Here is a 26,020-nt window from a genome sequence, read left to right as displayed (position 1 = left end):
CCGCAAGCGTGGGTTGCGCTTGCGGGGGCAGGATGCGAAATCCGGTTTGTCTGTTCGCTTTGATCGTTGCCATCTTCTGCGCGGCCAATCCGCTTCCTGCTTCCGCCTGGGAGCATTGGGGTGGCGATCGCGGCGGATCGCGGTTTTCGCCGCTCAAGCAGATCACGCCCGACAATGTCGGCAGTCTCGTTCGCGCCTGGGAGTTTCGCACCGGCGATCTCGATCGCCGGCCGGTCGAGGCGATGAAGCGGACCAAGTTTCAGGCCACGCCGCTGCTTGTCGAGGACAGCCTGATCTTCTGCTCGCCCTTCAACGAGATCATCGCGCTCGACCCCGGCAGTGGTGTGCAGAAGTGGCGATATGATCCTGATATCTCGACCGCTCAACGCCCGGCCAACCGCTACACTTGCCGCGGCGTTGCCTATTGGCTCGACGAGCGCGCCGCCGAGACTGCCGCCTGCCGCGCACGGATATTCATGGGCACCAACGACGTGCGCTTGATCGCGCTCGACGCCAGGACCGGCGTCCGCTGCGCCGATTTCGGCAACAATGGCGAGATCAAGTTCGCACTCGGGCCATTGGAGTGGCCCGGCGAATTCCAGATCACGTCGGCGCCCGTCATTATCAGCGACACCGTCATCGTCGGCTCTGCAATTGCAGATAATCGCCGCGTCGAAGCGCCGCCGGGCACGGTGCGCGCTTTCGATGCGCGAACCGGGCAACCGCGCTGGAGCTTCGATCCGCTGGTGCATGATGGCGTGATTGCCTTCCACGCCAATGTCTGGGCGCCGATGTCGGTGGACGAGGAGCGCGGCCTGGTATTCTTGCCTACGTCCTCGCCGAGCCCGGATTTCTGGGGCGGCAAACGGCCCGGCAACAATGATTACGCCAATTCGGTGGTGGCGCTGCGCGCCGAGACCGGCGAACGGGTTTGGTCGTTTCAGACCGTGCACCACGATGTCTGGGATTACGACCTGCCGGCGCAGCCGACATTGGCGCGGATCGACACCGGCAAAGGCGAGCGCGACGTCGTGATCCAGCCCACCAAGCAGGGCTTTGTGTTCGTGCTCGACCGCGACACCGGCGAGCCAATATGGCCGGTGGAGGAACGCGCGGTGCCGCAGGGCGGCGCCGAAGGCGAGCAGCTCTCGCCGACGCAGCCGTTTCCGACCCACGTCCCGGCGCTGCTGCCGCAACAAATCTCGGCTGACGACGTGTTCGGCCTGATTCCGTTTTGGGACAGCGGGGCCTGCCGCGCGCAGGTCGCATCGGCGCGCAACGAAGGCCTCTACACGCCGCCGTCCACGCAAGGCACCGTGGTGTTTCCAATGACCGGCGGTGGTGTGAACTGGGGCGGCGTCGCATTCGATCCGGTCAACCAGATCCTTTACGCCAATGCGACGCGGGCGATTCACATTATCAAATTGCTTCCACGTGCCGCTGTTGCCGATGGCTTTAGCCCGCCGCCCGGTCACGACTTCGGACGGCAACAGGGCACGCCGTTTGCGATGACGCGCGCCGTTGCACTGTCGCCGCTGGGTCTGTTGTGCAACAAGCCGCCCTGGGGCGAGATGGTCGCGGTCGATCTGAAGGCAGGCAAGATTCTCTGGCGATCGAGAGTCGGCACCACGGAAGATCGTGCGCCGCTCGGCATCGCTTTTCCCTTCGGCACGCCGCTCGTCAGCGGCGTCGCGATCACCGCCGGCGGCCTCGTCTTCACCGGCGCGATGGATGCTTATTTGCGCGCCTTCGACGCCCGATCGGGGCGGGAGCTGTGGCAGGGCCGTCTGCCGGTGCCGGGCGTCGCCAATCCCATGACCTACATGTGGAAGGGCGAGCAATATGTCGCGATCGGCGCCGGCGGTCATTCCGAGTCCGGCACCACGATCGGCGACAGCGTGGTGGCGTTCCGCCTGGCGCGGCCGGGCGAGGCGCCCTCGCTGTGGTCGCGCACCATCGACCGGCCCGGTGGACGGTTCATGAGCGGGGCGATTGCGGTCGGGTTGGTGATCGTGGTGATGGCGATCGTGCTGTGGCGCTGGCGGCGGAGCAGGGTGGTCAAGGTGTAGATTCCGCAACAACTCCATCGTCGTCCCTGCGAACGCAGGGACCCATACTCCGCGGCAGTTCTTGTTAGAAACGACAAGCTAACTACGACCTGATAAAACAACTTCGGCCGGTGGCTATGGGTCCCTGCGTTCGCAGGGACGACGTGAGGATGGATTTTGGATTTGACCGTCAAACAACTCGCTCGCAATGACGGTGGACATAGTTTCGCGTTCCCGCGGCGCGTTCCGCCCGAGCTTTGCATCTTCGTTTGGCCCTCTCGTTGAGAGAGGGCGCAGGGAAGACCGGGTGCTGGCTGCACCCGCGGTCTCGTGTGCTGCTTGCGCATAAAAAGATGCACACGAGCATACAGGTACAGCGGGAGCATCCCGGCCTTCCCTGCGCAATGGCTTTACGGCTTACTTCGTGCTCTTCCCGGAGAACGGCTCTTTTGCCTCCGTCGCTGCGCAAATAGTTTCACGCAGCTTAGCGCCAGCACCGCGGCGCCCGAACCACACGACTTCGCCGTACGCTTCCTGCGCCTACGTCTTGCGCTTTCCGCGTCCATCGCATCTCACCGCACGTTCGTGACGATCGCGAGCGCCCCTCAATGGGTGAGACGGGCGGAAATATGCGGCTGATTTGCGTGACAAGTTAAGCGGAATATTTTTGATTCCCGGGCTTGACGCGATTTCTGAAAATCAGAAGTGATTTGCCCGTCGTGCCAATTCGGTCGCAGCCGCGCATTGAAATTTTGCTTGGGCGCGTGGCAATCAGTTCGCAGTTTGCAGGGGTGGGCAAAGCCAACGGGTCGCGCGAATGCGCGCCCGATGACAGGCTCCGCGTGCCCACCATCGGAAAGTGCGCTCGATGATAAAGGGTGGGCACGCTTCGCTTTTGCCCACCCTACAATTTTCTAAAGCATCGCGAACGCGCTTGAGACCATCGCCACCGGCTTGTTGTCGGTGGCCGAAAGCAGCGTGACCCGGCCGAAGCTCATGGTGCGCCCGAGGCGGACCACGCGCGCATCGGCCAGTACGTCGGAGGCAGACACCGCGCGCATGAAATGCGTGGTCTGGTCGACCGTCGTCATTGCACGGTAGCCGCGGTTGGCGGCGAGGTTGGCGATCACCATCGCGGTGTCGGCGAATGCCATCAGCGCCTGGCCCGAGACCGTGCCGCCATTGCGGCACAGCCGCTCCGAGAACGGCAGGCGCAGGATCGCGCCCGGCTGCCAGTCGGCGGCATCGCCGGGCGGAGCAGAGTCAAAGCGCTCGATCGACAGGTTGAGATCCATCACCCATGGCGCAAATACCTCGCCGAGCACGCGCGTTGCTTCCGCGATGCCGAATTCGCCCGCTTGCGGCTGTTGTTGCATGAACGTCCGTTTCCTCGTCCGATCTTGTTGTCGGCGCATTGTAGTGGTCATTGCGGCGAAGGGAACAGCGGCGTGGGCTGCCAGTCCAGGGCGATCCGCAAAGCGATCGGGCGCAAGCGCCCGAGATCCTGCAGGCGTCGAACCAAAGGCTTGTCCGCGCCTGCTTGGCTTGGCGGTTACGTCGGTGGTATCTTTGCCGAAACGCTGAAAGCATCGCAAAGGAGAGCGTCATGAGAATGCTGAGCGCGGCCGTAATGGTGGTGGTGTTGATGCTGCCGGCCCACGCGCAGATGACTCCCAATATCAACCTGATGCCGGAACTCCAGTCCAAATCGCCGGAGGAAAGGGAGCAGGACGCGATCAAGGAGAAGGCTTACAAGGATTCCTTGCGGAAGATTCCCGATGCCAAGACCTCTTCCGATCCCTGGGGCACGGTGCGCAGCACCGAGGCGCCCAAGGCCGCGGCGCCCGCCAAGAAGAACAAGACCGGCAGCAGCAGCCAGTAGCTTCCCCGCCAAGGCGGCGGGTGGGATCTGTTCGCCGCTACCCCTATATTTGACCTGTCGTCATCGTGTCTGGAGTTACGACATGGTCTTTCGTCCGCGCGATCTCGCGAGCCGGATGGCCGGCCGGCGCAAGCTTGGCGACGGCTACCTGCGCGAGACGTTTACGCTGCCGCGTGACCAGGCGAGGGCGAGGGCGCGCGACTTCCTCAACCGCTATCCCAAGGCGGCCTATATGAGTTCGGTCGAAAGCTGGCGCGAGCTGCCCAGTGGCGACATCGAATTCACCATGCGCCGGCTTGCCAGCGCCGATTAGGCGACCCTCAGCTAGTGCCGGAATTAACGGCGACTCCAGGATTTTTGCCTGATACCGATAACCCGGTATTCAGGTATTCCGCCTAGTGTTTCCCCGCACAGGAGAAATCATGGCGAGAGACCGCAAAGACCTTGGTGCCCGCAAGTTCGTTCGGGTCGACTTGCGCAAGCCGGGATTCCTGATTCCGGCGCCGGATGCTCCATGGATCGAGTGCTACATCCTCGACATTTCCGACAACGGCGCCTGTCTGGATGTGGGCGACCTCGCGGTTCCCAAGGTGTTCGGCCTTTCTCTCACTGCGGGCGGCGAGGTGCGGCGGGTATGCACACTAATCTGGCGCAGGGGCGAATCGGTCGGCGTCCGCTTCGTCTCCGGCCGGGAGCTGCGCAACGGCGTGGCGCCGCCAAGTGAACCCGATACCGCTTCCCGCAAGGCCCACGCCTAATCTATCGTCCGTTTAATCGGGATCCTGCAGCGTCTCGGCCACCAGGCGAATCCGGAAGATTGGCCTCCTGGATTCATCCAGCAATTCCATCTGCCACTCGGTGTTTTCAGGCAGCTTGCGGGAAACGTCCGCGATCATGTCGCCGCAGACCCCAGTCATTTCCTTCCACGCGGCGTGGTGATCGGGAAATTCCGCACCGTCATTGCTGACGCACGCATCCTCGCCATGTCGAACGCTGAAGAAAAAGATCGGCATGGCAAGCTGACCAAATGTCAAATGGGGCCGCCGTTGGCCCTGAGATCCCCCATTTGCCGGGGAGTGGATTCCTCGCATATCGAAAGATCAACCCCGGGTTTTTACGGGCCAAAGCACGTTGCCGGGCATATAGATCGGGTTATCGATCAGTCTAACCTAATGTAGTTGCAGGGAAACTTCTCCGGTGAAAGGCCTGCGAGAGCGGCCGCCGGGTTACTCCCGTTCGGCTTTTTTCAGTTCGCGATCAATCCGAAGCTGGACCCGCCGGATGGCAAGCAGATTGAGCCTGGCTTCGGTCTTGCCCGTGACGACCCTGTCGCCGATACGGAATTGCCATTTCCAGATGCCCGGAGCGACCGCCGTCACGGTGTATTCGACGCCCTTGTGGATCATAGAGAAATCCCGCTGCGGCTCCCGAGCGCTTCAAACCGGACCTCTGACTTAAAATTGCAATTGTTCTTGCCGCAGGCAATGCCTTTGCCGCGACGCGCACGGCCGAAATCCGCTCGCGGGGCTTCAAACCCCATGGGCGTCACCGAATTCCCTTGCCAAGCCTAATTTCCGCGGCGCGCAAAAAGCACTGCGCCGCGCAAGCGGAGTATGGTCGCTTGGCGGCGCAGGCCTATTCCCCGAGTGATGCAATGTCCCAGGCAAGAATTTTGTCGGGGGGGACATGAAAAAGGTTCAACGTGCCCGAGACAAATCTGCCCGGCGATTTGCACGCATAGGGGGCGCGGCCGCCCGGGGTGCCGGCTTCCTACTCCTGCCGCGATGGATAAGGCTGCCGCGGCGGATTATGGGTTCTCGACGGCGCGTCCGGCCGGACGGGCTGCGGCACCCTTGAGGGCTCCGGCGCGCGGCTGAGGTTCAGCAGCCAGGTCAGGAGATGGGCGCCATGGTGTTGAAGCGTCGGCAGGACGGGTTCGACGGCAAGGACGGTCACAGGGGCGGTCGTTTGTATCTGCATGCCGCTGGCATAGCGTGCAGCGCCTTGATGGACGGTTCAGATGGAGCCGCAAGCACGCTTAAAATTGTAGGCGACGTCACTGCGTCCCGATTTGCAGGGTCGGACAACGATGAGGCCGCCGGTTCGGCGGCCTCATCGCGCGAGAGCTAGCCTTCCGGCTGCTCTACATCAGGCGCCCGGGGGCTGGCGTCCGGCGCCTCTTCACTTCTGGCCCGAAGGTCGGCGGCCTTGTCGAGAAAGCCCGCGGCGATCTCCGGATCCGTCGTGGCCATTGCAAATTTGAGAAAGGTTGCGGCTTGTTCCGTGAGGTATTTCTTGCCCGGCACAATACTGGTTCCCCGTTACTACTCGTTACTACCCGTCACTACCTGCCGCACCCGCTGCAATTACGCACTGCGGCGAAATCCGTTCCGGGGAAAAGTGCAAAACTATACTTAAGTCGGGTGCGCTGACGCGGGATCGTGCGTTCGGACTTGTCTGGGGCGGGGCGCCGAAGGCGCCAGCCCCGCGAGGCTGGGTGGAGCGGTATCAGTCCTCGCCCAAAAGCTTCCCGGTTTCCTTATGGATGAAGTGAAGCCGGGTGCAGGCGAGGCACATACGAATTCGGCTCGCCCTCCGGCGCGGTCGCCGGAAGCCAATGCTGCACCTTCGTGCCCAGCCCGTGGGCATGCGAAAAGAATATGTCGGCCCGTCATGGGCGAGAGATATTCCGAGGCGGGGTGCCGGGTCACTTCCGTATGTTTGCGTAGTTGGGGGATCGTCCGGGCAGCGAAAGGCGACGAGTGGGGTGCCTCCCCGTCAGGACGCATAGGAGAGATGGGATCGGAGATCCCCCCGAAGTTCCGGTATTGGACACCGTGGTGTTACGGACTCCAAAAGTGGGTGTGGAAAACTCTATGCTTGATGTCGCCGGGGCTGCTTTTCATCCCGAACCAATTTGTACCGGCTGGGGGCCGCCGAAAGGCGGCCCTTTCAATTTGCGCGCGAGGTTTTGCGGCAAAAGGCCGCCAACAGAGGCGGCCTGTTGGGCGCTAACGGTAGCCCTTGCACTTTGTCTCTTCTTTATACTCGCCGTTGCGCTCCCACTTGCGTTCGATCTTGCAGGGGCCTCGGTAAAACTCCTGCTTGTACTCGCGTGCTTCGTTGTAGCTGCGGCCATAGTAGCCGCCGCGATCATGGCCCCAGCGGCCCTTACCGCTTTCGTCTTTCCATGGATCGGCCAATGCCGGACTGGCGAGCATCGTTACGCCGACAACCACTAAGGCCCATTTCATCGCCGTTCCTCCTCCGGGGTTCGGACAATGTAACTACGCGGGGGATAGATTGGTTCGAAGACAAAGGAGACCACCCCAAATTAAAGGGGCCACGAACCTGGCACTCGCGGTGCTGGCCGAAATAGGCCACTCGCCAATTCAAATCAGGCCCCCGAAAACCGACAATGTCGGAAGCTTGACAGACGGCACCGGAGTTGGGGTTTAATGCATGGCCAGGCGGCCAGGATGCCGCCCGTCCATAAAAAGGACGACCCCAGCCAATTGCTGCTCAGGGGGACGGCTGCATGGCGGACCAATCCCATGAGGTCCCGCAGGACCTTCGTATTCTCGTCCGTATTGTCTCGGCTTGCACACTAGGCCTGTGGGCATTTGCAGCAGGTTTGCTGATCGGGGTCTTTCTGTTTTCGTGATCAAGGGGGCCGGCGAAAGGGGGGCGGCGGTACTGGCCGAAACAGGCCACCCTCCGTTTCAAAGTGAGCCACTGTGAAAACGACAACGCCACCGAGCTGAATATTGCTCAGTGGCGGTGTTGCAAGGCTGGACATTGCAATCCCCCAGCAAGGGTATGTCTGCACACGTCGTGCCAAGGTTCAAAGGCCACTCGCAGAGTCCTTAGATTGGAACAAAAGCAGAGTGCGTCCCTTGAGTAGTCGGGTGCGTTCCGCCGACTGAGCGCTCCGACCTAGAACGGCCTCAGACGTCCCCGAGCTGGGGCCGTTTCTTTGGGCCACTCGGTGACGCCGGTCAGGCGCGCGACAGTCCGGATGCCGACGCGCTCGCAAAGGGTGGCAATGACTTCAATCTGCTTCGCGGGATAGGTGAAGATCATGGCCGGAGAGCGAGAACTTACGACCGGGCTGCTAGCTAAAGATGCCAGTTTTCGGCTGATCGTCACCGGCAACATCGGCGTGAAGGAGGTCGAGCGCCTGATTAAGAAGCTGGAACTCGATAAGGAAATCCTCGCCGATCAAGAAGATGAAAAGCCGAGATGCATGGAATGAAAGAGGCCGCCAACTGAGGCGGCCTTACTCAGGCGGTCGCAGTTCGCTCTTGATCAAATCCTGAATGTCTAACAACTGCATCGGATCAACGTGGTCGCATTTGACACATTGAAACTTGCCGATGCCGTCTTCTGCGACCAGCGAGTGCATAGGTTGGCCGCACTTCGGACAATCGGGACGCGAGAGGCTTTGGGTCATGACGCTCACCTTAAAGTCAGGCGGGAGCGCAACACTCTCAGTCACCGGTAGATGCCGGACGGGGCGGTGATAATGGAACTACATTCCCTTTGCGTTCGGGAGTCGAGAGAAATTGAGTTCCGCTATGTGGCATCTTCGAATTAGGCCACTGCCGGCCAAACTAGGCCACTGCGGATGGAAACAGGCCAGTACCCATCTTTCGAAAAGAACATATTGCGAACATAGAACAAAGGTGGTACATGGATTCCTACCGAAATCGAATCCAAAAAGCTGCTCACCGCCGTTTGTCCCGCTCGCGAATCCCCGCCATAAGGAGCACGTATTATGTCCGCCACTGCCCTGCGTATCGTTGAAGGATCCTCCATGGATAAGACCAAGGCCCTGTCTGCCGCGCTCTCCCAGATCGAGCGCCAGTTCGGCAAGGGCTCGGTGATGAAGCTGGGCAAGAACGACCGTTCGATGGATGTCGAGACGGTTTCCTCGGGCTCGCTCGGGCTCGACATTGCGCTCGGTGTCGGCGGGCTGCCGAAGGGGCGGGTGGTCGAAATCTACGGGCCGGAATCCTCCGGCAAGACCACGCTGGCGTTGCACACGGTGGCGGAAGGACAGAAGAAGGGCGGCATCTGCGCTTTCATCGACGCCGAACACGCGCTCGATCCGGTCTATGCCCGCAAGCTCGGCGTCAACATCGACGAGCTCCTGATCTCGCAGCCCGATACCGGCGAGCAGGCGCTGGAAATCTGCGACACGCTGGTGCGCTCCGGCGCGATCGACGTGCTGGTGGTCGATCTGGTGGCGGCCCTGGTGCCGAAGGCCGAACTCGAGGGCGAGATGGGCGATGCGCTGCCGGGGTTGCAGGCGCGGCTGATGAGCCAGGCGCTGCGCAAGCTCACCGCCTCGATCAACAAGTCCAACACCATGGTGATCTTCATCAACCAGATCCGCATGAAGATCGGCGTGATGTACGGCTCGCCTGAAACCACCACCGGCGGCAACGCGCTGAAATTTTACGCCTCCGTCCGCCTCGACATCCGGCGCATCGGCGCGATCAAGGAGCGCGACGAAGTGGTCGGCAACACCACCCGCGTCAAGGTGGTGAAGAACAAGCTGGCGCCGCCCTTCAAGCAGGTTGAATTCGACATCATGTATGGCGAGGGCGTCTCCAAGATGGGCGAGATCCTCGACCTTGGCGTCAAGGCCGGCATCGTCGAAAAGTCCGGCGCCTGGTTCTCCTATGACAGCCAGCGTCTCGGCCAGGGACGCGAGAACGCAAAAGCCTTCCTCAAGGCCAATCCCGACATGGTCGCCAAGATCGAGACAGCGATCCGCCAGAACTCCGGCCTGATCGCCGAGCAGATCTTGGCCGGTCCCGCCGAGCGCGACGCCGACGGCGAGGAGCCGGCAGACGACGAATAAGTTTTGAGAAACGCTTCAGGGGTTAAGGCCTGAAACGTGACGACGGGTGCTGCGGACGTTGAGTTGCCGACGTCCTCAGTGCCCGTTTTGTTTTATGATAGGAAGGCAGAGGTGACCAATTTGATGCTGCCGAGACTGAGTCTGTTGTGAGTTGGGATCAATCCGAGGTTGTTGCTGAGCGCCGAATTGTCATTGAGACGGCGAAGGGCGTGCTGTCTGGGAGCGTTTCCCCCGTGGAAGGGGCCAGGATCATTGCGAGGCGTCGCTTCAAGGCACGACTCGAGGACGATCCTGATATTTTGCCGTTTGTCGGAATCGATTCTGAAACCGAAGCTCTGCCGCTTGGCGGTGAACGAGCGCACTGGCAGGCACAGGCGCTCACCGACTTGCAAGACCTGATCGACGAATCCCAAGCTTGGGCGCGCACAGTCGGAGCCGCCCATTGTCAGAACCTTATGGCGCGATCTGCAAGCCTGCTGCGTTGGCCCGACTAACTCCGGCAGCAGGATGGGCATCGCTGCAGCGAAACCCATTGCGTCTATCACCGCAGGGCGGCGCGATGATGGTATCGCTTCGCTCCACTTGTCCTACGAAGCTACTCCGCGGCTTGCGCGTAATCCTCAACCGGCGGGCATGAGCACACCAGATTGCGGTCGCCGTAGACGTTGTCGACGCGACCGACCGGGCTCCAGTATTTGTCGGTGCGCGAGATGCCATCGGGGAAACAACCGGTGGCGCGGCTGTAGGGGCGGTTCCATGCATCATCGACAATGTCGTGCACGGTGTGCGGGGCGTGGCGCAAGGGCGAGGCTTCGACCTTCCAGCGGCCGATCTCGATCTCCGTGATCTCGCTTCGGATCGCAATCATCGCGTCGCAGAACCGATCCAGTTCCGCCTTCGATTCCGATTCGGTCGGCTCGATCATCAGCGTGCCCGGCACCGGGAAACTCATGGTCGGCGCGTGGAAGCCGTAGTCGATCAGGCGCTTTGCGATGTCATCGACGGTGACGCCGCTCGTCGTCTTCAGCGGCCGCGGATCGACGATGCATTCATGCGCGACGCGTCCCTTGGCGTTCTTGTAGAGCACCGGGAAATGCGGATCGAGCCGGCTGGCGATGTAGTTGGCGTTGAGGATCGCCATTTCAGTGGCGCGCGTCAGGCCTTCGCCACCCATCATCAGGATGTAGATGTAGGAAATCGTCAGGATCGACGCCGAGCCGAACGGCGCCGCCGACACGGGGCCGATGGGATGCGGCACCGCGCCGTCGGTTGCGGGATGGCAATTTGAAGGATGACTTGGCAAATAGGGCGCAAGATGAGCCTTGACGCCGATCGGGCCCATGCCCGGGCCGCCACCGCCATGCGGAATGCAGAAGGTCTTGTGCAGATTGAGATGCGAGACGTCGGCGCCGTAATCGCCGGGGCGGGAGAGGCCGACCTGCGCGTTCATGTTGGCGCCGTCGAGATAGACCTGGCCGCCATGGCTATGCACGATGTCGCAGATATCCGTGATGTGCTCCTCGAACACGCCATGCGTCGAGGGATAGGTGATCATCACGGCGGCAAGATTCTTCGAATGCTTCTCCGCCTTGGCGCGGAGATCGTCGACATCGACATCGCCCCGCGCGTCGCAGGCGGTCACCACCACTTCCATGCCGGCCATGTGGGCAGACGCCGGATTGGTGCCGTGCGCGGAGGAGGGGATCAGGCAAACCTTGCGGTGCGGCTCGCCGCGCGCGGCATGATAGGCGCGGATCGCGAGCAGTCCGGCATATTCGCCCTGCGCGCCGGAATTCGGCTGCAGCGAGATCGCGTCATAGCCGGTGATGTCGCACAGCCATTTTTCCAGCCGCGCGAACAGCGCGTGATAGCCGGCCGCCTGCTCGCGTGGCGCGAACGGATGGAGCGAGCCGAATTCGGGCCAGGTCAGCGGGATCATTTCCGTGGTCGCGTTCAGCTTCATGGTGCAGGAGCCGAGCGGGATCATGGCGCGGTCGAGCGCGAGGTCGCGATCTGAGAGCTTGCGCATGTAGCGCAGCAGCTCGGTTTCGGAGCGGTGCGTGTGGAACACGGGATGGACGAGGAAGGCGCTGTCGCGCTTCAGTTCGGCGGGCAGCGCTTCGCGCGCGCCCAGCTCGACATCCACATAGGACAGCTCGCTGCCGAAGGCGCGCCACACCGCTTCCACAGTCGCAGGCGTGGTCGTTTCGTCCACGGCGATGCCGAGCGTGCCGTCACCGATGCGCAGATTGATCTTCTCGGCGAGCGCGCGGGCTACGATTTCACTCTGCTTCGCGCCCGCGGCGACGGTGATCGTATCGAAGAACGCCGGCGCCGTCGGTGCATGGCCGAGTTTTGTCAGCCCCGCCGCCAGCACCGCCGCGCGGCGGTGCACGGTGCGCGCGATATGCGTCAGCCCTTCGGGACCGTGATAGACCGCGTACATCGAGGCGATCACCGCCAGCAGCACCTGCGCGGTACAGATGTTGGAGGTCGCCTTTTCGCGGCGGATGTGCTGCTCGCGGGTCTGCAGCGCCAGTCGATAGGCGGGCTGCCCCCGCGAATCCACCGACAGCCCGACGATGCGGCCGGGCAGCGAACGCTTTAGCGCATCGCGCACCGCCATGTAGGCCGCGTGCGGACCGCCATAACCCATCGGCACGCCGAACCGCTGCGCCGAGCCGATGGCGATGTCAGCGCCAAGCTCGCCGGGGGAGGCGATCAGCGTCAGCGCCAGGAGATCGGCCGCGACGACGGCGAGTGCGCCCTTCGCACGCAACGCCGAGATCGCCGGCCGGAGGTCGCGCACCGCGCCGGTCGTTCCCGGATATTGCAGCAGGCCACCGAACACATCGGCGCCTTCGAGATCGGCGAGGGGATCGCCGACGATCAGATTCCAGCCCAGCGGCTCGGCACGGGTGCGCAGCACCGCAAGCGTCTGCGGATGCACTTCCGCATCGACGAAGAACGATTTTGTCTTCACCTGCGAGGTGCGCTCGGCCAGCGCCATCGCCTCCGCCGCGGCGGTACCTTCATCGAGCAGCGAGGCGTTGGCCACATCCAGCCCGGTGAGGTCGCAGACCATGGTCTGGAAGTTGAACAGCGCTTCCAACCGCCCCTGGCTGATTTCCGGCTGATACGGCGTATAGGCCGTGTACCAGGCCGGGTTCTCCAAAACATTGCGCTGGATCACCGTGGGCAAAATGGTGCCGGAATAGCCTTGGCCGATCAGCGAGGTGAACACCTGGTTTTGCGCGGCGAGCTCGCGCATATGTGAAAGCGCCTCGGTTTCGCTCAACGCGGGGCCGAGATCGAGCGGTTTCTCCTGCCGGATAGAGGAGGGCAGCGTCTGGCCCATCAGCTCGGCGAGGCTGTTCGCGCCGACGCTCTCCAGCATCGCACTGATGTCGCGGGGCGAGGGGCCGATATGGCGGCGCACGAAATCGGTGGCGGCTGCGGCGGTGGTTTTCAACGGCGCGTTCATGGGTGCCTCGCTGGAATTTGCAAATTCGGTGTCATCGTCCGCCTTGTGCGCAATTGCGCACTGGGGCGGACGATCCAGTACGCCGGGAAGTCAGCGATAGGGCCGAAAGGCCGCTGCGTACCGGGTCGCCCGGTCCCAGTGCGCAATTGCGCACAAGGCCGGGCGATGACAGGGAGTGTGTAGTGGCGGAGTGCCTCATCGTTCTCACGCCGTATGTGCCTTGTAGGCGGCCTCATCCATCAGGCCGCCGAGTTCGCTCTTGTCCGCGATCTTCAGCTTGAAGAACCAGGCCTTGCCGCCGGCGTCGGAATTCACCAGCGCGGGTTCGGCGGCGAGCGCCTCGTTGACCTCGATCACTTCGCCCGAGATCGGCGCGTAGACATCGGAAGCGGCTTTCACCGACTCCACGACGGCGGCGGCTTCGGCCTTCTTCAGGGCGCGGCCGACTTTCGGCAATTCGACGAATACGACGTCGCCGAGCTGCGATTGCGCATAATCGGTGACGCCGATGGTGGCGACATCGCCCTCGATGCGGAGCCATTCGTGGTCGGATGTGAACAGCGTCGTCATGAAACTTCCCTTTGGCGTTTGCAGGTTCAGCGTTTGTAGGTGTTGGGAACGAATGGCATGGCTGCGACCTGCAGCGGCAGGCGCTGGCCGCGCACTTCGGCGAAAACCTGGGTGCCGTTTGCGGCAAGCGCGGTCGGCAGATAGCCCATCGCAACCGGTGCATTGAGGCTCGGGCCGAAGCCGCCTGACGTCACCTTGCCGATCGGCTCGCTTGAAGCGGTGTCCGCAAACAATTGCGCGCCTTCGCGCACCGGCGCGCGGCCTTGCGCGCGCAAGCCGACGCGGCGACGCGATGCGCCTTTTTCAAACTGTGAGAGGATTTTTTCGGCGCCCGGAAAGCCGCCGGCGCGGGCGCCGCCGCTGCGACGGCTTCTCTGCACGGACCATTCCAGCGCGCCCTCGACCGGCGTCGTCGTGGTGTCGAGGTCGTGGCCGTAGAGGCAAAGCCCGGCTTCCAGCCGCAGGCTGTCGCGCGCGCCCAATCCGATCGGCAGCACGTCCGGATTGTCCAGGAGTAGCGTCACCAACGCCTCGGCCTGTTCGGCCGGTACCGAAATCTCAAAACCGTCCTCGCCGGTATAGCCGGAGCGGGAGACGAAGCAGTCGAAGCCCGCCACCTTGCGCGGCCCGGTATCCATGAACCGCATTGCAGTCACGTCTGCACAAAGTTTCGCCAGCGCTGATTCCGCCTTCGGTCCCTGCAATGCGATCAGGGCGCGATCGGCCAGCGAATCGATGATGCAGGTCTCGGACAGATGCGCGCGCAGATGCGCTTCGTCCTCGGCCTTGCAGGCGGCGTTGACGACCAGAAACAGGTGGTCGCCGAAATTCGCCACCATCAGATCGTCGAGAATGCCGCCGTTGCCATTCGTGAACTGGGCATAGCGTTGCCGTCGCGGCGCAACCGCCAAGATGTCCTGCGGCACCAGACGCTCCAGCGCCAGTGCCGCGTCTTCGACTCGGCCGGATTTCGCCCGCAGCGCGAGCTGGCCCATATGCGAGACGTCGAACAGGCCGGCGGCACTTCGCGTATGCAGATGTTCCTTCAGGACCCCGGCCGGGAATTGCACGGGCATCTCATAGCCCGCGAACGGAACCATCTTGCCGCCGCGCGCCACATGGAGCCCGTGCAACGGAGTGCGTCTGAGGGAGGATTTATCGCTTGCCAGCATCGTCAAGGCCCTCATGGGTTCCGGAGACCAGTCTCCAAAAACCCAAAGAAAGCCCCATCTGTCGCTGTGCCTGAGAGTATTATCCCGTCGGCGGACGCCTTGGGCGCATGCGGCCCGGCGTCTCTTTCCAGATGCTATTTCGTCACGCGGTCCGTTTGCCTGAGAGTTTCCGGGGCGGTTGCTCCTTCGGCGCCGGCGCTTAAGCCGATCTCTCCCGACGTGACGTCTTACAGATAAGAGGGAAACACAGCCCTGCCAAGCCTGTCAACGCAGCCGCAGCATTATCAACGGGACTTGCGCGCCCATCTTGTGTGCTGCGGCAAGCCTATGATCTGCCTGCACAGTTTCTGGACACCGCAGGCCGCCTTGTCTAAAAGCGTTCCGCCGGAAGGGTTAAAGGCGGTTGTAGCCTGACCCAGCCCTTTTTTCCGATTGGATGAACATGAGCGGCGTCAACGAGATCAGGTCGAAATTTTTGGATTTCTTTGCGGAGAACGGCCACGAGATCGTGCCGTCGTCGCCGCTCGTGCCGCGCAACGACCCGACGCTGATGTTCACCAATGCCGGCATGGTGCAGTTCAAGAACGTCTTCACCGGCGTCGAGAAGCGCGCTTATCAGCGCGCCACCACCTCGCAAAAATGCGTGCGCGCCGGCGGCAAGCACAACGACCTCGACAATGTCGGCTACACCGCGCGGCATCTCACGTTCTTTGAGATGCTCGGCAATTTCTCGTTCGGCGACTATTTCAAGGAGCGTGCGATCGAGCTCGCCTGGAACCTGATCACAAAGGAGTTCGGGCTGAAGAAGGACAAGCTGCTCGTCACCGTCTACCACGACGACGAGGAGGCGGCGCGTCACTGGAAGAACATCGCCGGCTTCTCGGATGACCGCATCATCCGGATCGCGACTTCGGACAATTTCTGGGCGATGGGAGATACCGGCCCGTGCGGTCCGTGCTCCGAGATATTCATCGATCGTGGCGAGCATATCTGGGGCGGGCCTCCGGGCAGCCCGGAAGAGGACGGCGATCGGTTCCTTGAATTCTGGAACCTGGTCTTCATGCAATTCGAGCAGGTGACGAAGGACGAGCGCGTCGCGCTGCCGCGCCCCTCGATCGACACCGGCATGGGGCTGGAGCGCATGGCCTGCATCCTGCAGGGCGTCGACAGCGTCTTCGAGACCGATCTTTTCCGTCATTTGATCGACGCCGCCGCTTCGGCTCTCGGGCATGGACCGGACGAGAAGAACGTCGCGTCGTTCCGGGTCATCGCGGACCACCTGCGCTCTTCAGCCTTCCTCGTCGCCGACGGCGTGCTGCCGTCGAACGAAGGCCGCGGCTATGTGCTGCGCCGGATCATGCGCCGCGCGATGCGCCACGCACAGCTCCTCGGCGCGCGCGAGCCGCTGATGCATCGTCTGGTCTGGGCGCTGGTGCGCGAGATGGGCCAGGCCTATCCGGATCTGGTACGCGCCGAAACGCTGATCGAGGAAACGCTGCGGCTGGAAGAGACCCGCTTCCGCAAGACGCTGGAGCGGGGCCTTGCGATCCTCGACGAGAAGAGCGCCGGCCTGAAGAAGGGCGACATGTTCGACGGCGACACTGCGTTCACGCTGTACGACACCTACGGCTTCCCGCTCGACCTGACGCAGGATGCGCTGAAGTCGCGCGGCATTAGCGTCGATCAGGCGGCGTTTTCGGACGCCATGGATAGGCAGCGCGTGAAGGCGCGCGCATCGTGGGCCGGCTCGGGCGATACTGCTAGCGAGGCCATCTGGTTTCCGTTGCGCGAAAAGCTCGGCGCCACCGAATTCCTCGGCTATGACACCGAGAGCGCCGAGGGCGTGGTGACCGCGCTGGTCAAGGACGGCAAGGATGCCGACAGCCTGAGGGCCGGCGAGACCGGCGCGATCGTGCTGAACCAGACGCCGTTTTATGCGGAGTCCGGCGGCCAGGTCGGCGACATCGGCCTGCTGACGGGCGAGGGCGTCAAGTTCCGCGTTACCGACACGCAGAAGAAGGCGGGCGATCTGTTCGTGCATCTGGGCACGGTGGAGCAGGGCACGCTGAAGGTAGGCACCGCGCTGCAGCTCGAGGTCGATCATGCGCGCCGGTCGTCGATCCGCGCCCATCACTCGGCGACGCATCTCCTGCACGAGGCGCTGCGCCAGGTACTCGGCGACCATATCGCCCAGCGCGGCTCGCTGGTGGCGCCCGATCGTCTGCGCTTCGACTTCGTGCATCCAAAGCCGATCACGGCGGAAGAGCTCGCCCGTGTCGAGGACATCGCCAACGAGGTGGTGCTCGAAAACGACGAGGTGACGACGCGGCTGATGGCGGTCGACGACGCCCGCGAGGCCGGCGCGCGCGCCCTGTTCGGCGAGAAATACGGCGACGAGGTTCGCGTGGTGTCGATGGGCAAGCAGGCCCGCGCTCACGGCCAGAACGCGCTCGGCTGGTCGGTCGAACTGTGCGGCGGCACCATGTGCGCCGCACCGGCGACATCGGGCTGATCTCGGTGACCGGCGAAAGCGCGGTCGCCTCAGGGGTACGGCGCATCGAGGCGCTGACCGGACGTCACGCCCGCAAGCACGCCAATGATACGATGGCGATTGCGAAGACGGCGGCGTTCGAGCTGCGCACCAGCGTCGACGACATGCCGGCGCGCATCGCGGCGCTGATGGAAGAGCGCAAGAAGCTGGAGCGCGATCTGTCGGATGCGCGCAAGAAGCTCGCGATGGGTGGCGGCGCGGGCAACGGCGCGGCAGCGGGCGGCGTGCGCGAAGCGGGCGGCGTCAAGCTGCTGGCGCGCGCGGTCGAAGGCGTCGAGACCAAGGATCTGAAGAGCCTGGTCGACGACGGCAAGAAGCAGATCGGCTCCGGCGTGGTCGCGATCGTCGGCGTCACCGAGGACGGCAAGGCCGGCATCGTCGTTGGCGTCACCGCCGATCTCACGGCGCGATTCAACGCGGTCGAACTGGTGCGCAAGGGCTCCGAGGCGCTTGGCGGCAAGGGCGGCGGCGGCCGGCCCGACATGGCGCAGGCCGGCGGGCCCGACGGCGCCAAGGCTAATGCGGCGCTGTCGGCGATCGAGCAGGCGATGGCGGGGGCTTAGGGGCAAGCTGAGGCGTGAAATCATAGGCGCCTTGGCCGCGATCGCCAGCGCTGTCGCTGCGATGCAATGGCTGATGATGGATCAACCTGCTGAGCAGGCGCCAGCCATCCCGCCTACAAGCGGAACAGCAGAATGGGCTAACGCCATCTGCATTTGTCACGCTGCAGCCTAATTCCTGGTGATGCTGCAGGAATCCACGTTGATCGAACCCTCGATGATGCCACGGACCTTGCGGGCATCATTGGTAGCGGCATTCCGGTAGACAACCCGATCGCTGGACTTACGCGACAGCCGACTTTTGGCGTTCGGGCGAGAGGTGCCAGAATGACCTGGTGGACGATAAAGCCATCTCTATTTGCGTCGATCGCCTTTGGCGCGTCAGTCTGCGTGGCGTCAGCGCAGGACGCCAAAGTTTCGGTCGACATGATCGGAGTAGGGAGCATGAGTTGCGCTCACTGGCGATCTACGGAAGAGCATCAGTTAGAGGGCACTGTCTGGATTCACGGTTTCTGGACGGGACTTAATTACGTTGCCGCGGCGAGTGGCCAAACACAGCCGAGAATCAACGTCTCGTCGATCGTTGCAGAAGTCGAAAAGGTGTGCGCTCGCAAAACATCACAGACCTTGGCCAGCGCCGTATGGACGACGTATCTTGGGGCCAAGAGGTAGGGCGCCGACAGCAGCCATGCTGCGCCGCTTTCGTCATTCTGACGCGCTTGCTGGAACTCAGAGGCTGGGCAAAAGTTGGCAGTTGGCCAATAGAGCCTCGGTCCTGGAAGGGTGACGATGATTCGCCCGATATGCGCCGCCTTGGCGCTTGCCTGTCTATCGGTGCCGGCATTCGCCGAAACCTGCATTGCTTCGCGCTATGGCTACAGCGGCGGTCGAACTGCATCGGGAGAGCGGATGAATCCAAATGTGATGACCGCGGCCCATCGCGCCAGACCGTTCGGCTCTCGCGTCACAGTCACCTCACATTCCACCGGGCGAAGTGTCACCGTCCGGATAAATGATCGTGGTCCGTTCGTGAAGGGACGGTGCATCGACCTATCCACTGGGGCCGCCCGTGTGCTTGGCATGGCCGGGACTGCGCTGGTCTCTCTCCGCTGAGGTGGAGCATAGCCACAACGCGCGACCCGATGCGGACGCCAGGCCGCGATAGTGCGGTGCATCGTTATATTGCTCGCCCTGTGGCTGGCAATTCGGCTTCTGGGCGAGCATAGTTGCGACGTCACAATTCCGGATAGGTTCATCGGCGTCGATGAGGTGGACGCTACCGATCAACGCCGGTGATCCGCGGTTCGGACAACCGGAGTCCCGCCATGTCTGTTACGGCTCACAGCGAAACACAGCGCCAACATGGCTTCAGCTCTGCCGAAATGGGCGCCATCGCTCATCTCTACCGGGGCGAAGTCTACCGTTCGACGATCTGGAGAACGCGGCTAGACAACACGACCAACTGGGCGATCGTCACAATGGGCATCGCCCTGTCGACGACCTTTTCGAGTCCGGAAGCTTCACCGCTGCCACTCCTGCTCGTAGGCCTGCTCATTGCCGTGTTTCTCGGCATGGAGGCGCGACGTTATCGGTACTTCAATGTCTGGCGCGCCCGAGCTCGATGGATGGAGACAAATTTCTACGCGCCGATATTCACCGGTGAAGCCCGCGACGATAGCTGGCAGGTGACGCTCGGGCGCGACTACACCGCGCCCCGCCACCACATTTCGTTTGTCCGCGCGGCGGGGCGGCGGCTGCGTCGCAACTACGTCTGGATTCTCGCCGTCCAGGTGATTGCCTATTACGGCAAGATCGCAATCCATCCGACGCCCGCGTCAACCTTGGCGGAATTTGTCGATCGCGCCGCAGTCGGACCAATTCCCGGCTGGGTCATTCTGATAATTGGCCTTGTCTACAATTTCGGCTGGCTGGCGTTCGCGTTCGGCACGATGTGGCTCGACCAACGCGAGCACCGCGGCGACAGGGTGGCGATGGGCTAGCAGGCGATCGCCGCGGGCTTGGTCGTGCCCCGTCATCGACAGCAATGACGTGGAGAGTTCAGCCCTTACGCAGGAACACGTAGTCCGCGGAGTAGGGCACGTTGCGATAGCTGCCTGCCTCGTCGCAGGCGCCTTCGAGTTTTCCGCCCGACGTATTGATCCGCTGCACGGTCGTGACGCCGGAGAGGATCCCGGTGCCGCGGCCGGACGTCACTTCCAGCTTCAGCCAGGGAATGTCGTTCGCCGTCGCGCCGGGGGCGTTGCCGGCTGCCTTGCCGACGACGGCGCTAGAGTCGATGTGCTCCCAGTTCGGACCGTTGTAGTGCCGGCCGACGGTCTTGCCGTCGAGCAGCAGCGTCGCGATCGGCTCGCGGAACGCCCAGGCGAGCTTGCCGTCGGAGCCGGCCTTGCATTCGTAGACCTGCGCGCCTTCGGCGTGGAGGGTGAGCACGGTTTTTTCTCCCGGCGCCGCGATGGTGTCGGGAAGAGGCGTCTGGGCATGCACGCTCAAAAGCGTCGCCGATGACAAAAGCAGAGCGAGAGCGGTGTTTCGGACAATCGGCATCGCAAATCCATGGTGTTGGCCCCGAAGGACCAACACCATCGTCAGCCAATTATGCCGCCATCGCCTTCTCGAGATTGGCCGCAACCTTGTCGAGGAAGCCAGTCGTGGACAGCCAGCGCTGATCGGCGCCGACCAGGAGCGCGAGGTCCTTGGTCATGTAGCCTTCCTCGACGGTCGCAACGCAGACCTTCTCCAGCGTGTCGGCGAATTTTGCGAGCTGCGGGTTGTTGTCGAGCTTGGCGCGGTGGGCGAGGCCGCGGGTCCAGGCGAAGATCGACGCGATCGAATTGGTCGAGGTCTCCTTGCCCTTCTGGTGCTCGCGGTAGTGCCGGGTCACCGTGCCGTGCGCGGCTTCGGCTTCGACGGTCTTGCCGTCGGGCGTCAGCAGCACCGAGGTCATCAGGCCGAGCGAGCCGTAGCCCTGCGCCACCGTATCCGACTGCACGTCGCCGTCGTAGTTCTTGCAGGCCCAGACATAGCCGCCGGACCATTTCAGCGCGGAAGCGACCATGTCGTCGATCAGACGGTGTTCGTAGGTGAGCCGCTTGGCCTCGAATTCCTTCTTGAACTCGCGGTCGTAGATGTCCTGGAAGATGTCCTTGAAGCGGCCGTCATAGACTTTCAGGATGGTGTTCTTGGTCGAGAGATAGACCGGATAGTTCCGCATCAGGCCGTAATTGAAGGAGGCGCGGGCGAAATCGATGATGGAGTCGTCGAGGTTGTACATCTGCATCGCGACGCCGGAGCCCGGGGTCTTGAACACTTCCTCTCGATGACGGTGCCGTCCTCGCCGACGAATTTCAGGGTCAGCGTGCCCTTGCCGGGGAACTTGATGTCGGTGGCGCGGTACTGGTCGCCATAGGCGTGGCGGCCGATGATGATCGGCTTGGTCCAGCCGGGAACCAGGCGCGGCACGTTCTTGCAGATGATCGGCTCGCGGAAGATCACGCCGCCGAGGATGTTGCGGATGGTGCCGTTCGGCGACTTCCACATCTCCTTCAGGCCGAATTCCTTCACCCGGGCTTCATCGGGGGTGATGGTGGCGCATTTGACGCCGACGCCGACCTTCTTGATGGCGTTGGCGGCGTCGATCGTGACCTGGTCGTTGGTCTGGTCGCGGTACTCCATTCCGAGGTCAAAATACAGCAGCTCGACATCCAGAAACGGGGTGATCAGCTTGTCCTTGATGCACTGCCAGATGATCCGGGTCATCTCGTCGCCATCGAGTTCGACGACGGGGTTGGTCACCTTGATTTTTGCCATGATGGAGGGGGCCTTTTCTCGGAAAACCGCGCGTTTGGGGCGGGGTGGGTGATTATAGGCGGGCTATAGCACCGCAAATCGGCCGGCGAAAGCTGGTGCGGCCCCGACTTTTAGCCCATCTTTCAGGCGCGGAATGCATGGGATATCGGGTGTCCCGGACGCGGTGCGGCCCAGGCGATGCGTAGCATCGTCCGGTAGCGCTGCGCCGACGTTCCGGATGAGGCCCAATTGAGGCTTTGAGCGAACTAGCGGAAACGCTACTAACCCGATTCTCAGGCTGGCGAATTCCGGCCGCCTTTCTAAAACGGGCAAGCGTGAGAGATTGAATCGTATGCGCATCGCGCGCGGATTCAAATCTTCAGAAGTTGCTTTGGAAGTTGAATCAGAAAGTGAAGCCAAAAATGTCCGGTTCGGGCACCGATAAAACCAAGTCTGGGTTGGACTTAGCCGGACCCATTGTGATCCTCGTCGAGCCGCAGCTCGGCGAGAATATCGGCATGGCCGCGCGCGCGATGGGCAATTTTGCCCTGTCGCGCCTGCGGATCGTCAATCCGCGCGACGGCTGGCCGAACATCGCGGCACAACGGGCGGCGGCCGGCGCGGACCAGATTCTGGAACAGGCGCAGTTGTTCGACACGGTGGAGCAGGCGGTCGCCGATCTCACATTGCTGTTCGCGACCACCGCCCGCGCGCATGATCAGGCCAAGCCGGTGGTCGCGCCGGCGCAAGCGGCGGCCGAGATCGTGGCCCATGTCGGAAGCGGCGGCGGGGCTGGCATCCTGTTCGGCCGCGAGCGGTACGGCCTGCAGAACGAGGAGGTGGCGCTGGCCAACCGGATCATCACCTTTCCGGTCAATCCCGGCTTCGCCTCGCTCAATCTGGCGCAGGCAGTGCTGCTGATCGGCTACGAGTGGTTCAAGCTGTCGACCGGCGGCGCCCTGCCGTTCGCAATGCCGGAACGCTCCGAGCCGGCGTCGCAGCACCAGATGCAGGCCTTCTTCGATAATCTGGTTCGGGAACTCGACAAGGTCGAATTCCTCCGCCCGCGCGAGAAGCGCGAGACCATGCTGGTCAACCTGCGCAACATCTTCACCCGGATGGACCCGACCAAGCAGGACATGCACACCCTGCACGGCGTGGTGATGGCGATCGCCGAGGGACGCAAGGGACCGGCCAAGGGCGGCGTGCTCGACGGTGAACAGGCGACACGGCTGCGGGCGCTGTTGGCCGAGCACGGGCAGGGGCCGGCGGTGCCCGGCGACAGCTCTACCGTGCGCGGGCTGGCCCGGCTGCTTCGCCGCAACCCGACCGATGCCGAGCGCATTCTGTGGCAGGCGCTGACCCGCGACCGCCGCTTCGCCGGCCAGTTCAAGCGCCAGACCCCGGTCGGCCGCCACATTCCGGATTTCGTCTCGTTTGTGCATCGCCTGGCGATCGAACTGGTCAACCCGAACGAGACGGAAACAATTGTCGCCGACCGCGCCGGGCGGAAGGCGTGGCTGGAGGCACGGGATTACCGCGTGATCGAGATGCGGGTTGCCGATGTCGAGCGGGATCTGGCGACCGAGCTGGAGCGGCTGGAGAAAGCCGTAGGGTGGGCAAAGGCGCGCTAGCGCCGTGCCCACCATTTGTCGGCACCGTTGTCTTGAATGGTGGGCACAGAGCCTGTCATCACTCCGCGAGCGCCTTGCGCTCGTCGCGGGGTGCACATTCGCGCGATCCGGTGGCTTGGCCCACCCGGTCGCTGTCCCTTGGGGCACAAACGAGGTAAGCTCGCATTCAAGCGGCTGCAGTCCAATCGACAACGCAAATCGGAGGTGTGCGATGGCGACATCTGACTGGCGTCTCGAAGGCGAATGGATCAAGAACTGCAATTGCGCATTTGGCTGTCCGTGCGACTTCAATGCGCGGCCGACCCACGGCTATTGCAAGGGCCTGGTCGGCATGAGGATCACCAAGGGACATTTCGAAAAGACGAAACTCGACGGTCTGGTTTTCGCGGCGACCGTTCATTTTCCGGGTGCGCTGCATGAGGGCAACGGCCAGCTACAGCCGATCATCGACGAGCGCGCCACACCCGAACAACGCGACGCGCTTTTCAAGATCATGTCGGGCCAGAACTCCGCCGAAGGCACGCTGTTCCAGATTCTCAGCCTGATCGTGACTAAAATGCATGAGCCGTTATTTGTGCCGATCGAGTTTTCATTCGACAAGGATGGACGCGTCGCGCGCATGGTGGCCAAGGGTGTGCTTGAGACCGAGGTCGAGCCGATCAAGAATCCGGTGACCGGAGAGCCCCACCGCATCCAGGTCGTGATGCCTGAGGGCTTCGAACACAGGGCTGCGGAGGTCGCCTCGTCCAACATCCGCTCGACCGGCGCCATCAGGTTCGACACCGAAGGCACACAGCTCGCTGGCCAACGTGGTCCAGACGCCGGAAGGTGTCGCGGCCTAGCGCTGCAGGCACCCTTTCGACGCGCCGTTTCCGTGGCGGAGGTTAAGTCCATGTCCGGGACCTCTGCGCTTGAACAGACCTTGCGCCACGATCGCCTGATCGTGGCATTCGGCATGGCTGCCGTCGTCGCCTTCGCCTGGGGTTATCTGATCGCCGGCGCTGGCATCGACATGAGCATGGCCGACATGCCGATGGACCCCGAGCCATGGTCGCCCTCGCAGGCCGCGCTGATGTTCGCGATGTGGTGGGTGATGATGGTCGCGATGATGGTGCCGAGCGCCGCGCCGATGGTGCTGCTGTTTACGGCGATCAAGCGCAGGCAGGAGACGGATAATCCCGTCTTCACGAGCTGGCTCTTTCTCGCCGGCTATCTCCTGATATGGGCCGGCTTTAGTCTCGCCGCGGTCGCGGTGCAGTGGGCACTCGATCAGGCCGGGCTGCTGTCCGGCATGATGGCGAGCACCAGCAGCACACTCGCCGGGATCATCCTGCTTGCCGCCGGGCTCTATCAGCTCACGCCGGTCAAGCGCGCCTGCCTGCGCTACTGCCAGAGCCCGGTGTTCTTCCTCAGCCGCTACTGGCAACCGGGCGCCATGGGCGCGCTGCGCATGGGTTTTCGGCACGGCACTTACTGTGTCGGCTGTTGCTGGTTTTTGATGGCGCTGCTGTTCGTTGCCGGCGTGATGAACCTGGTGTGGATCGCGGCGGTGGCGATCTATGTCGCCTTCGAGAAGCTGCTCGCCCGCAGCCCGTGGCTCAGCCGCATCGCAGGTGTTGGCCTGATCCTGGCCGGCGGGGTGGTGCTGGCGCGCAGTCTCGTCGTTACGGCTTCCGCATCGCTGTAGCTCGCCTCAGACGGCGACAAGCTCCGCAGGGTTACCGGCGCGCTTTGTCTTCTTCACCCTGGCAGGCCCGAACAGATTGGCCGCCGCAAGCCCCGCGGTATCCGCGACGCCGGGATCGCGCGAGACCATGGCGGCGACGATGGCGCCGTCTATTAACAGCGCGAGTTGATGGGCCAGCACCTGTGGTTCGGCGGCGCCCATTTCACTTGCGAGCTTTTCGATGTGCGTCAGCACCACCTTCTTGTGGCGCAGCGCGACGTTGCGGAATTGCTTGGCGTCCTTGTCGTGCTCGGCCACCGCATTGATGAAGGGGCAGCCGTAGAAGCGCTCTTCGGCGAACCAGCACTTCAGCGCCGGAAAAATCCGCTTCAGCTTCGCCTGCGCATCGCCGCCGCCATCCTCCATCGCGCCGATGAACCATTCACGCCAGGCCTTGCCTTCGCTTTCCAGCACGGCGTTGACGAGGTTGGTCTTCGAGCCGAACAATTTGTAGAGCGTGGTCTTGGCGGTGCCGGCCTCGTCGATGATCGCGTCGATGCCGGTGGCGTTGATGCCGTTCTTGCAGAACAGATGCGTCGCCGCATTGAGCAGGCGGCCGCGCGCTGATTCCTCGTCGCCTGCGGCCGACGCCGCGACAGCTTTCCTCTTGGAGACTGATTTGCCCATGCGCCGCAGTTAATCGGAGCGCGGCGCAATCATCAAGCCGCATCTTTGCGCCGAAAATAATCGCAAGCACGCGGCAATTGCTTCGCGCCT

Annotated in this window: 23 protein-coding genes, 2 pseudogenes and 1 riboswitch; of the genes and pseudogenes, 12 read left to right on the top strand and 13 right to left on the bottom strand. The window is 62.9% G+C overall.

Going from position 1 to position 26,020, the window contains the following annotated elements; translation table 11 throughout:
* Positions 1 to 32: 32 nt before the first annotated feature.
* The gene (locus tag ACFXS9_RS18895) at positions 33 to 2,069 is read left to right on the top strand and encodes a pyrroloquinoline quinone-dependent dehydrogenase (RefSeq protein ID WP_392691036.1); all 2,037 of its coding nucleotides are present in this window, start codon (positions 33 to 35) and stop codon (positions 2,067 to 2,069) included.
* Positions 2,070 to 2,962: 893 nt separating this feature from the next.
* Here ACFXS9_RS18895 and ACFXS9_RS18890 read toward each other — a convergent pair.
* Entirely contained in the window at positions 2,963 to 3,424 is a 462-nt protein-coding gene (locus ACFXS9_RS18890; protein ID WP_213285844.1) for a PaaI family thioesterase, read from the bottom strand.
* A gap of 230 nt (positions 3,425 to 3,654) precedes the next feature.
* Here ACFXS9_RS18890 and ACFXS9_RS18885 point away from each other — a divergent pair, with 230 nt between their 5' ends.
* From ACFXS9_RS18885 to ACFXS9_RS18875, 3 genes are all read left to right on the top strand, one after another.
* The gene (locus ACFXS9_RS18885; protein ID WP_392691032.1) at positions 3,655 to 3,930 is read left to right on the top strand and encodes a hypothetical protein; all 276 of its coding nucleotides are present in this window, start codon (positions 3,655 to 3,657) and stop codon (positions 3,928 to 3,930) included.
* Positions 3,931 to 4,012: 82 nt separating this feature from the next.
* On the top strand, positions 4,013 to 4,243 hold the full coding sequence (locus tag ACFXS9_RS18880) for a hypothetical protein (RefSeq protein ID WP_028350018.1): 231 nt from the start codon (positions 4,013 to 4,015) through the stop codon (positions 4,241 to 4,243).
* A gap of 109 nt (positions 4,244 to 4,352) precedes the next feature.
* Positions 4,353 to 4,688 carry a PilZ domain-containing protein gene (locus tag ACFXS9_RS18875; RefSeq protein ID WP_392691029.1) on the top strand — a complete coding sequence of 112 codons (336 nt, stop codon included), beginning with the start codon at positions 4,353 to 4,355 and terminating at the stop codon, positions 4,686 to 4,688.
* Positions 4,689 to 4,700: 12 nt separating this feature from the next.
* Here ACFXS9_RS18875 and ACFXS9_RS18870 read toward each other — a convergent pair whose 3' ends face one another.
* From ACFXS9_RS18870 to ACFXS9_RS18855, 4 genes are all read right to left on the bottom strand, one after another.
* Positions 4,701 to 4,943 (bottom strand): DUF6894 family protein, encoded by a 243-nt coding sequence (locus tag ACFXS9_RS18870; protein ID WP_392691026.1) that lies wholly within the window; start codon positions 4,941 to 4,943, stop codon positions 4,701 to 4,703.
* Between the two features lie 213 nt (positions 4,944 to 5,156).
* Positions 5,157 to 5,336, bottom strand: a complete 180-nt coding sequence (locus tag ACFXS9_RS18865) for a hypothetical protein (protein ID WP_213285841.1) — start codon at positions 5,334 to 5,336, stop codon at positions 5,157 to 5,159.
* A gap of 720 nt (positions 5,337 to 6,056) precedes the next feature.
* Positions 6,057 to 6,236, bottom strand: a complete 180-nt coding sequence (locus ACFXS9_RS18860) for a hypothetical protein (protein ID WP_156434032.1) — start codon at positions 6,234 to 6,236, stop codon at positions 6,057 to 6,059.
* A 705-nt stretch (positions 6,237 to 6,941) separates the two neighbouring features.
* Entirely contained in the window at positions 6,942 to 7,184 is a 243-nt protein-coding gene (locus tag ACFXS9_RS18855; RefSeq protein WP_392691024.1) for a hypothetical protein, read from the bottom strand.
* Positions 7,185 to 8,002: 818 nt separating this feature from the next.
* Here ACFXS9_RS18855 and ACFXS9_RS18850 point away from each other — a divergent pair.
* The 3 genes from ACFXS9_RS18850 to ACFXS9_RS18840 all read left to right on the top strand — a co-directional run bounded on the left by ACFXS9_RS18850 (position 8,003) and on the right by ACFXS9_RS18840 (position 10,293).
* Positions 8,003 to 8,185 (top strand): hypothetical protein, encoded by a 183-nt coding sequence (locus ACFXS9_RS18850; protein WP_392691021.1) that lies wholly within the window; start codon positions 8,003 to 8,005, stop codon positions 8,183 to 8,185.
* A 522-nt stretch (positions 8,186 to 8,707) separates the two neighbouring features.
* Positions 8,708 to 9,799: a recombinase RecA gene (gene recA / locus ACFXS9_RS18845; protein ID WP_392691019.1), complete on the top strand. Its 1,092-nt coding sequence runs from the start codon at positions 8,708 to 8,710 to the stop codon at positions 9,797 to 9,799.
* A 146-nt stretch (positions 9,800 to 9,945) separates the two neighbouring features.
* A complete protein-coding gene (locus ACFXS9_RS18840) occupies positions 9,946 to 10,293 on the top strand; it encodes a hypothetical protein (protein WP_392691017.1) in 348 nt (115 codons plus the stop codon).
* 101 nt (positions 10,294 to 10,394) lie between these two features.
* On the opposite strand, the gene gcvP is transcribed toward ACFXS9_RS18840, so the two are convergent.
* The 3 genes from gcvP to gcvT all read right to left on the bottom strand — a co-directional run bounded on the left by gcvP (position 10,395) and on the right by gcvT (position 15,025).
* Positions 10,395 to 13,283: an aminomethyl-transferring glycine dehydrogenase gene (gene gcvP, locus ACFXS9_RS18835; protein WP_392691014.1), complete on the bottom strand. Its 2,889-nt coding sequence runs from the start codon at positions 13,281 to 13,283 to the stop codon at positions 10,395 to 10,397.
* A 204-nt stretch (positions 13,284 to 13,487) separates the two neighbouring features.
* Complete coding sequence (gcvH, locus tag ACFXS9_RS18830; protein WP_065728594.1) at positions 13,488 to 13,853, bottom strand: glycine cleavage system protein GcvH; 366 nt, start codon at positions 13,851 to 13,853, stop codon at positions 13,488 to 13,490.
* A gap of 26 nt (positions 13,854 to 13,879) precedes the next feature.
* Positions 13,880 to 15,025 carry a glycine cleavage system aminomethyltransferase GcvT gene (gcvT, locus tag ACFXS9_RS18825; protein WP_392691011.1) on the bottom strand — a complete coding sequence of 382 codons (1,146 nt, stop codon included), beginning with the start codon at positions 15,023 to 15,025 and terminating at the stop codon, positions 13,880 to 13,882.
* Positions 15,026 to 15,162: 137 nt separating this feature from the next.
* A riboswitch (glycine riboswitch) is annotated at positions 15,163 to 15,253 on the bottom strand.
* Between the two features lie 214 nt (positions 15,254 to 15,467).
* On the opposite strand from gcvT, the pseudogene alaS reads away from it, so the two are divergent.
* Positions 15,468 to 18,139 (top strand): annotated as a pseudogene (gene alaS / locus ACFXS9_RS18820) (alanine--tRNA ligase).
* Positions 18,140 to 18,663: 524 nt separating this feature from the next.
* Here alaS and ACFXS9_RS18815 read toward each other — a convergent pair.
* Positions 18,664 to 18,996 (bottom strand): hypothetical protein, encoded by a 333-nt coding sequence (locus ACFXS9_RS18815; protein ID WP_392700334.1) that lies wholly within the window; start codon positions 18,994 to 18,996, stop codon positions 18,664 to 18,666.
* Here ACFXS9_RS18815 and ACFXS9_RS18810 point away from each other — a divergent pair.
* Both ACFXS9_RS18810 and ACFXS9_RS18805 read left to right on the top strand, forming a co-directional pair.
* Positions 18,926 to 19,249, top strand: coding sequence for a septal ring lytic transglycosylase RlpA family protein (locus ACFXS9_RS18810; RefSeq protein ID WP_392691008.1), 324 nt, complete (start codon positions 18,926 to 18,928; stop codon positions 19,247 to 19,249). The genes ACFXS9_RS18815 and ACFXS9_RS18810 overlap by 71 nt on opposite strands.
* A gap of 212 nt (positions 19,250 to 19,461) precedes the next feature.
* Complete coding sequence (locus ACFXS9_RS18805; protein WP_392691006.1) at positions 19,462 to 20,136, top strand: DUF2270 domain-containing protein; 675 nt, start codon at positions 19,462 to 19,464, stop codon at positions 20,134 to 20,136.
* A gap of 58 nt (positions 20,137 to 20,194) precedes the next feature.
* Here ACFXS9_RS18805 and ACFXS9_RS18800 read toward each other — a convergent pair whose 3' ends face one another.
* From ACFXS9_RS18800 to ACFXS9_RS18790, 3 genes and pseudogenes are all read right to left on the bottom strand, one after another.
* Positions 20,195 to 20,701, bottom strand: coding sequence for a DUF3455 domain-containing protein (locus tag ACFXS9_RS18800; protein WP_392691003.1), 507 nt, complete (start codon positions 20,699 to 20,701; stop codon positions 20,195 to 20,197).
* A gap of 49 nt (positions 20,702 to 20,750) precedes the next feature.
* A complete protein-coding gene (locus ACFXS9_RS18795; protein ID WP_392691000.1) occupies positions 20,751 to 21,692 on the bottom strand; it encodes an NADP-dependent isocitrate dehydrogenase in 942 nt (313 codons plus the stop codon).
* Positions 21,599 to 21,913: pseudogene (locus ACFXS9_RS18790) on the bottom strand (isocitrate/isopropylmalate family dehydrogenase); the annotation flags it as partial. The gene ACFXS9_RS18795 and the pseudogene ACFXS9_RS18790, both read right to left, overlap by 94 nt.
* Before the next feature lie 452 nt (positions 21,914 to 22,365).
* Here ACFXS9_RS18790 and ACFXS9_RS18785 point away from each other — a divergent pair.
* Complete coding sequence (locus ACFXS9_RS18785; RefSeq protein ID WP_334381587.1) at positions 22,366 to 23,577, top strand: TrmJ/YjtD family RNA methyltransferase; 1,212 nt, start codon at positions 22,366 to 22,368, stop codon at positions 23,575 to 23,577.
* A 211-nt stretch (positions 23,578 to 23,788) separates the two neighbouring features.
* A complete protein-coding gene (locus ACFXS9_RS18780; RefSeq protein WP_392690998.1) occupies positions 23,789 to 25,264 on the top strand; it encodes a DUF2182 domain-containing protein in 1,476 nt (491 codons plus the stop codon).
* A gap of 6 nt (positions 25,265 to 25,270) precedes the next feature.
* Here the strand turns inward: ACFXS9_RS18780 and ACFXS9_RS18775 are convergent, their stop codons facing one another.
* Positions 25,271 to 25,930: a TetR/AcrR family transcriptional regulator gene (locus tag ACFXS9_RS18775; protein WP_392690996.1), complete on the bottom strand. Its 660-nt coding sequence runs from the start codon at positions 25,928 to 25,930 to the stop codon at positions 25,271 to 25,273.
* Positions 25,931 to 26,020 lie beyond the last annotated feature (90 nt).

This window comes from Bradyrhizobium sp. RDI18 (genome assembly GCF_043203335.1).
Taxonomy (GTDB): domain Bacteria; phylum Pseudomonadota; class Alphaproteobacteria; order Rhizobiales; family Xanthobacteraceae; genus Bradyrhizobium; species Bradyrhizobium retamae.
The sequence above is the reverse complement of the archived record's forward strand: the minus strand, read 5'-3'. Positions and strand labels throughout refer to the sequence as shown.

Excerpts from the sequence above, each read along its gene's own strand:
- gcvP (WP_392691014.1), bottom strand. The coding sequence starts at position 13,283 with ATGAACGCGCCGTTGAAAACCACCGCCGCAGCCGCCACCGATTTCGTG.
- ACFXS9_RS18870 (WP_392691026.1), bottom strand. The coding sequence starts at position 4,943 with ATGCCGATCTTTTTCTTCAGCGTTCGACATGGCGAGGATGCGTGCGTC.
- ACFXS9_RS18775 (WP_392690996.1), bottom strand. The coding sequence starts at position 25,930 with ATGGGCAAATCAGTCTCCAAGAGGAAAGCTGTCGCGGCGTCGGCCGCA.
- gcvH (WP_065728594.1), bottom strand. The coding sequence starts at position 13,853 with ATGACGACGCTGTTCACATCCGACCACGAATGGCTCCGCATCGAGGGC.
- ACFXS9_RS18785 (WP_334381587.1), top strand. The coding sequence starts at position 22,366 with ATGTCCGGTTCGGGCACCGATAAAACCAAGTCTGGGTTGGACTTAGCC.
- ACFXS9_RS18855 (WP_392691024.1), bottom strand. The coding sequence starts at position 7,184 with ATGAAATGGGCCTTAGTGGTTGTCGGCGTAACGATGCTCGCCAGTCCG.
- ACFXS9_RS18810 (WP_392691008.1), top strand. The coding sequence starts at position 18,926 with ATGATTCGCCCGATATGCGCCGCCTTGGCGCTTGCCTGTCTATCGGTG.
- ACFXS9_RS18805 (WP_392691006.1), top strand. The coding sequence starts at position 19,462 with ATGTCTGTTACGGCTCACAGCGAAACACAGCGCCAACATGGCTTCAGC.
- ACFXS9_RS18800 (WP_392691003.1), bottom strand. The coding sequence starts at position 20,701 with ATGCCGATTGTCCGAAACACCGCTCTCGCTCTGCTTTTGTCATCGGCG.
- ACFXS9_RS18865 (WP_213285841.1), bottom strand. The coding sequence starts at position 5,336 with ATGATCCACAAGGGCGTCGAATACACCGTGACGGCGGTCGCTCCGGGC.
- ACFXS9_RS18880 (WP_028350018.1), top strand. The coding sequence starts at position 4,013 with ATGGTCTTTCGTCCGCGCGATCTCGCGAGCCGGATGGCCGGCCGGCGC.
- ACFXS9_RS18885 (WP_392691032.1), top strand. The coding sequence starts at position 3,655 with ATGAGAATGCTGAGCGCGGCCGTAATGGTGGTGGTGTTGATGCTGCCG.
- ACFXS9_RS18780 (WP_392690998.1), top strand. The coding sequence starts at position 23,789 with ATGGCGACATCTGACTGGCGTCTCGAAGGCGAATGGATCAAGAACTGC.
- ACFXS9_RS18815 (WP_392700334.1), bottom strand. The coding sequence starts at position 18,996 with ATGCAGGTTTCGGCGAATGCCGGCACCGATAGACAGGCAAGCGCCAAG.
- recA (WP_392691019.1), top strand. The coding sequence starts at position 8,708 with ATGTCCGCCACTGCCCTGCGTATCGTTGAAGGATCCTCCATGGATAAG.
- ACFXS9_RS18895 (WP_392691036.1), top strand. The coding sequence starts at position 33 with ATGCGAAATCCGGTTTGTCTGTTCGCTTTGATCGTTGCCATCTTCTGC.
- gcvT (WP_392691011.1), bottom strand. The coding sequence starts at position 15,025 with ATGCTGGCAAGCGATAAATCCTCCCTCAGACGCACTCCGTTGCACGGG.
- ACFXS9_RS18890 (WP_213285844.1), bottom strand. The coding sequence starts at position 3,424 with ATGCAACAACAGCCGCAAGCGGGCGAATTCGGCATCGCGGAAGCAACG.
- ACFXS9_RS18875 (WP_392691029.1), top strand. The coding sequence starts at position 4,353 with ATGGCGAGAGACCGCAAAGACCTTGGTGCCCGCAAGTTCGTTCGGGTC.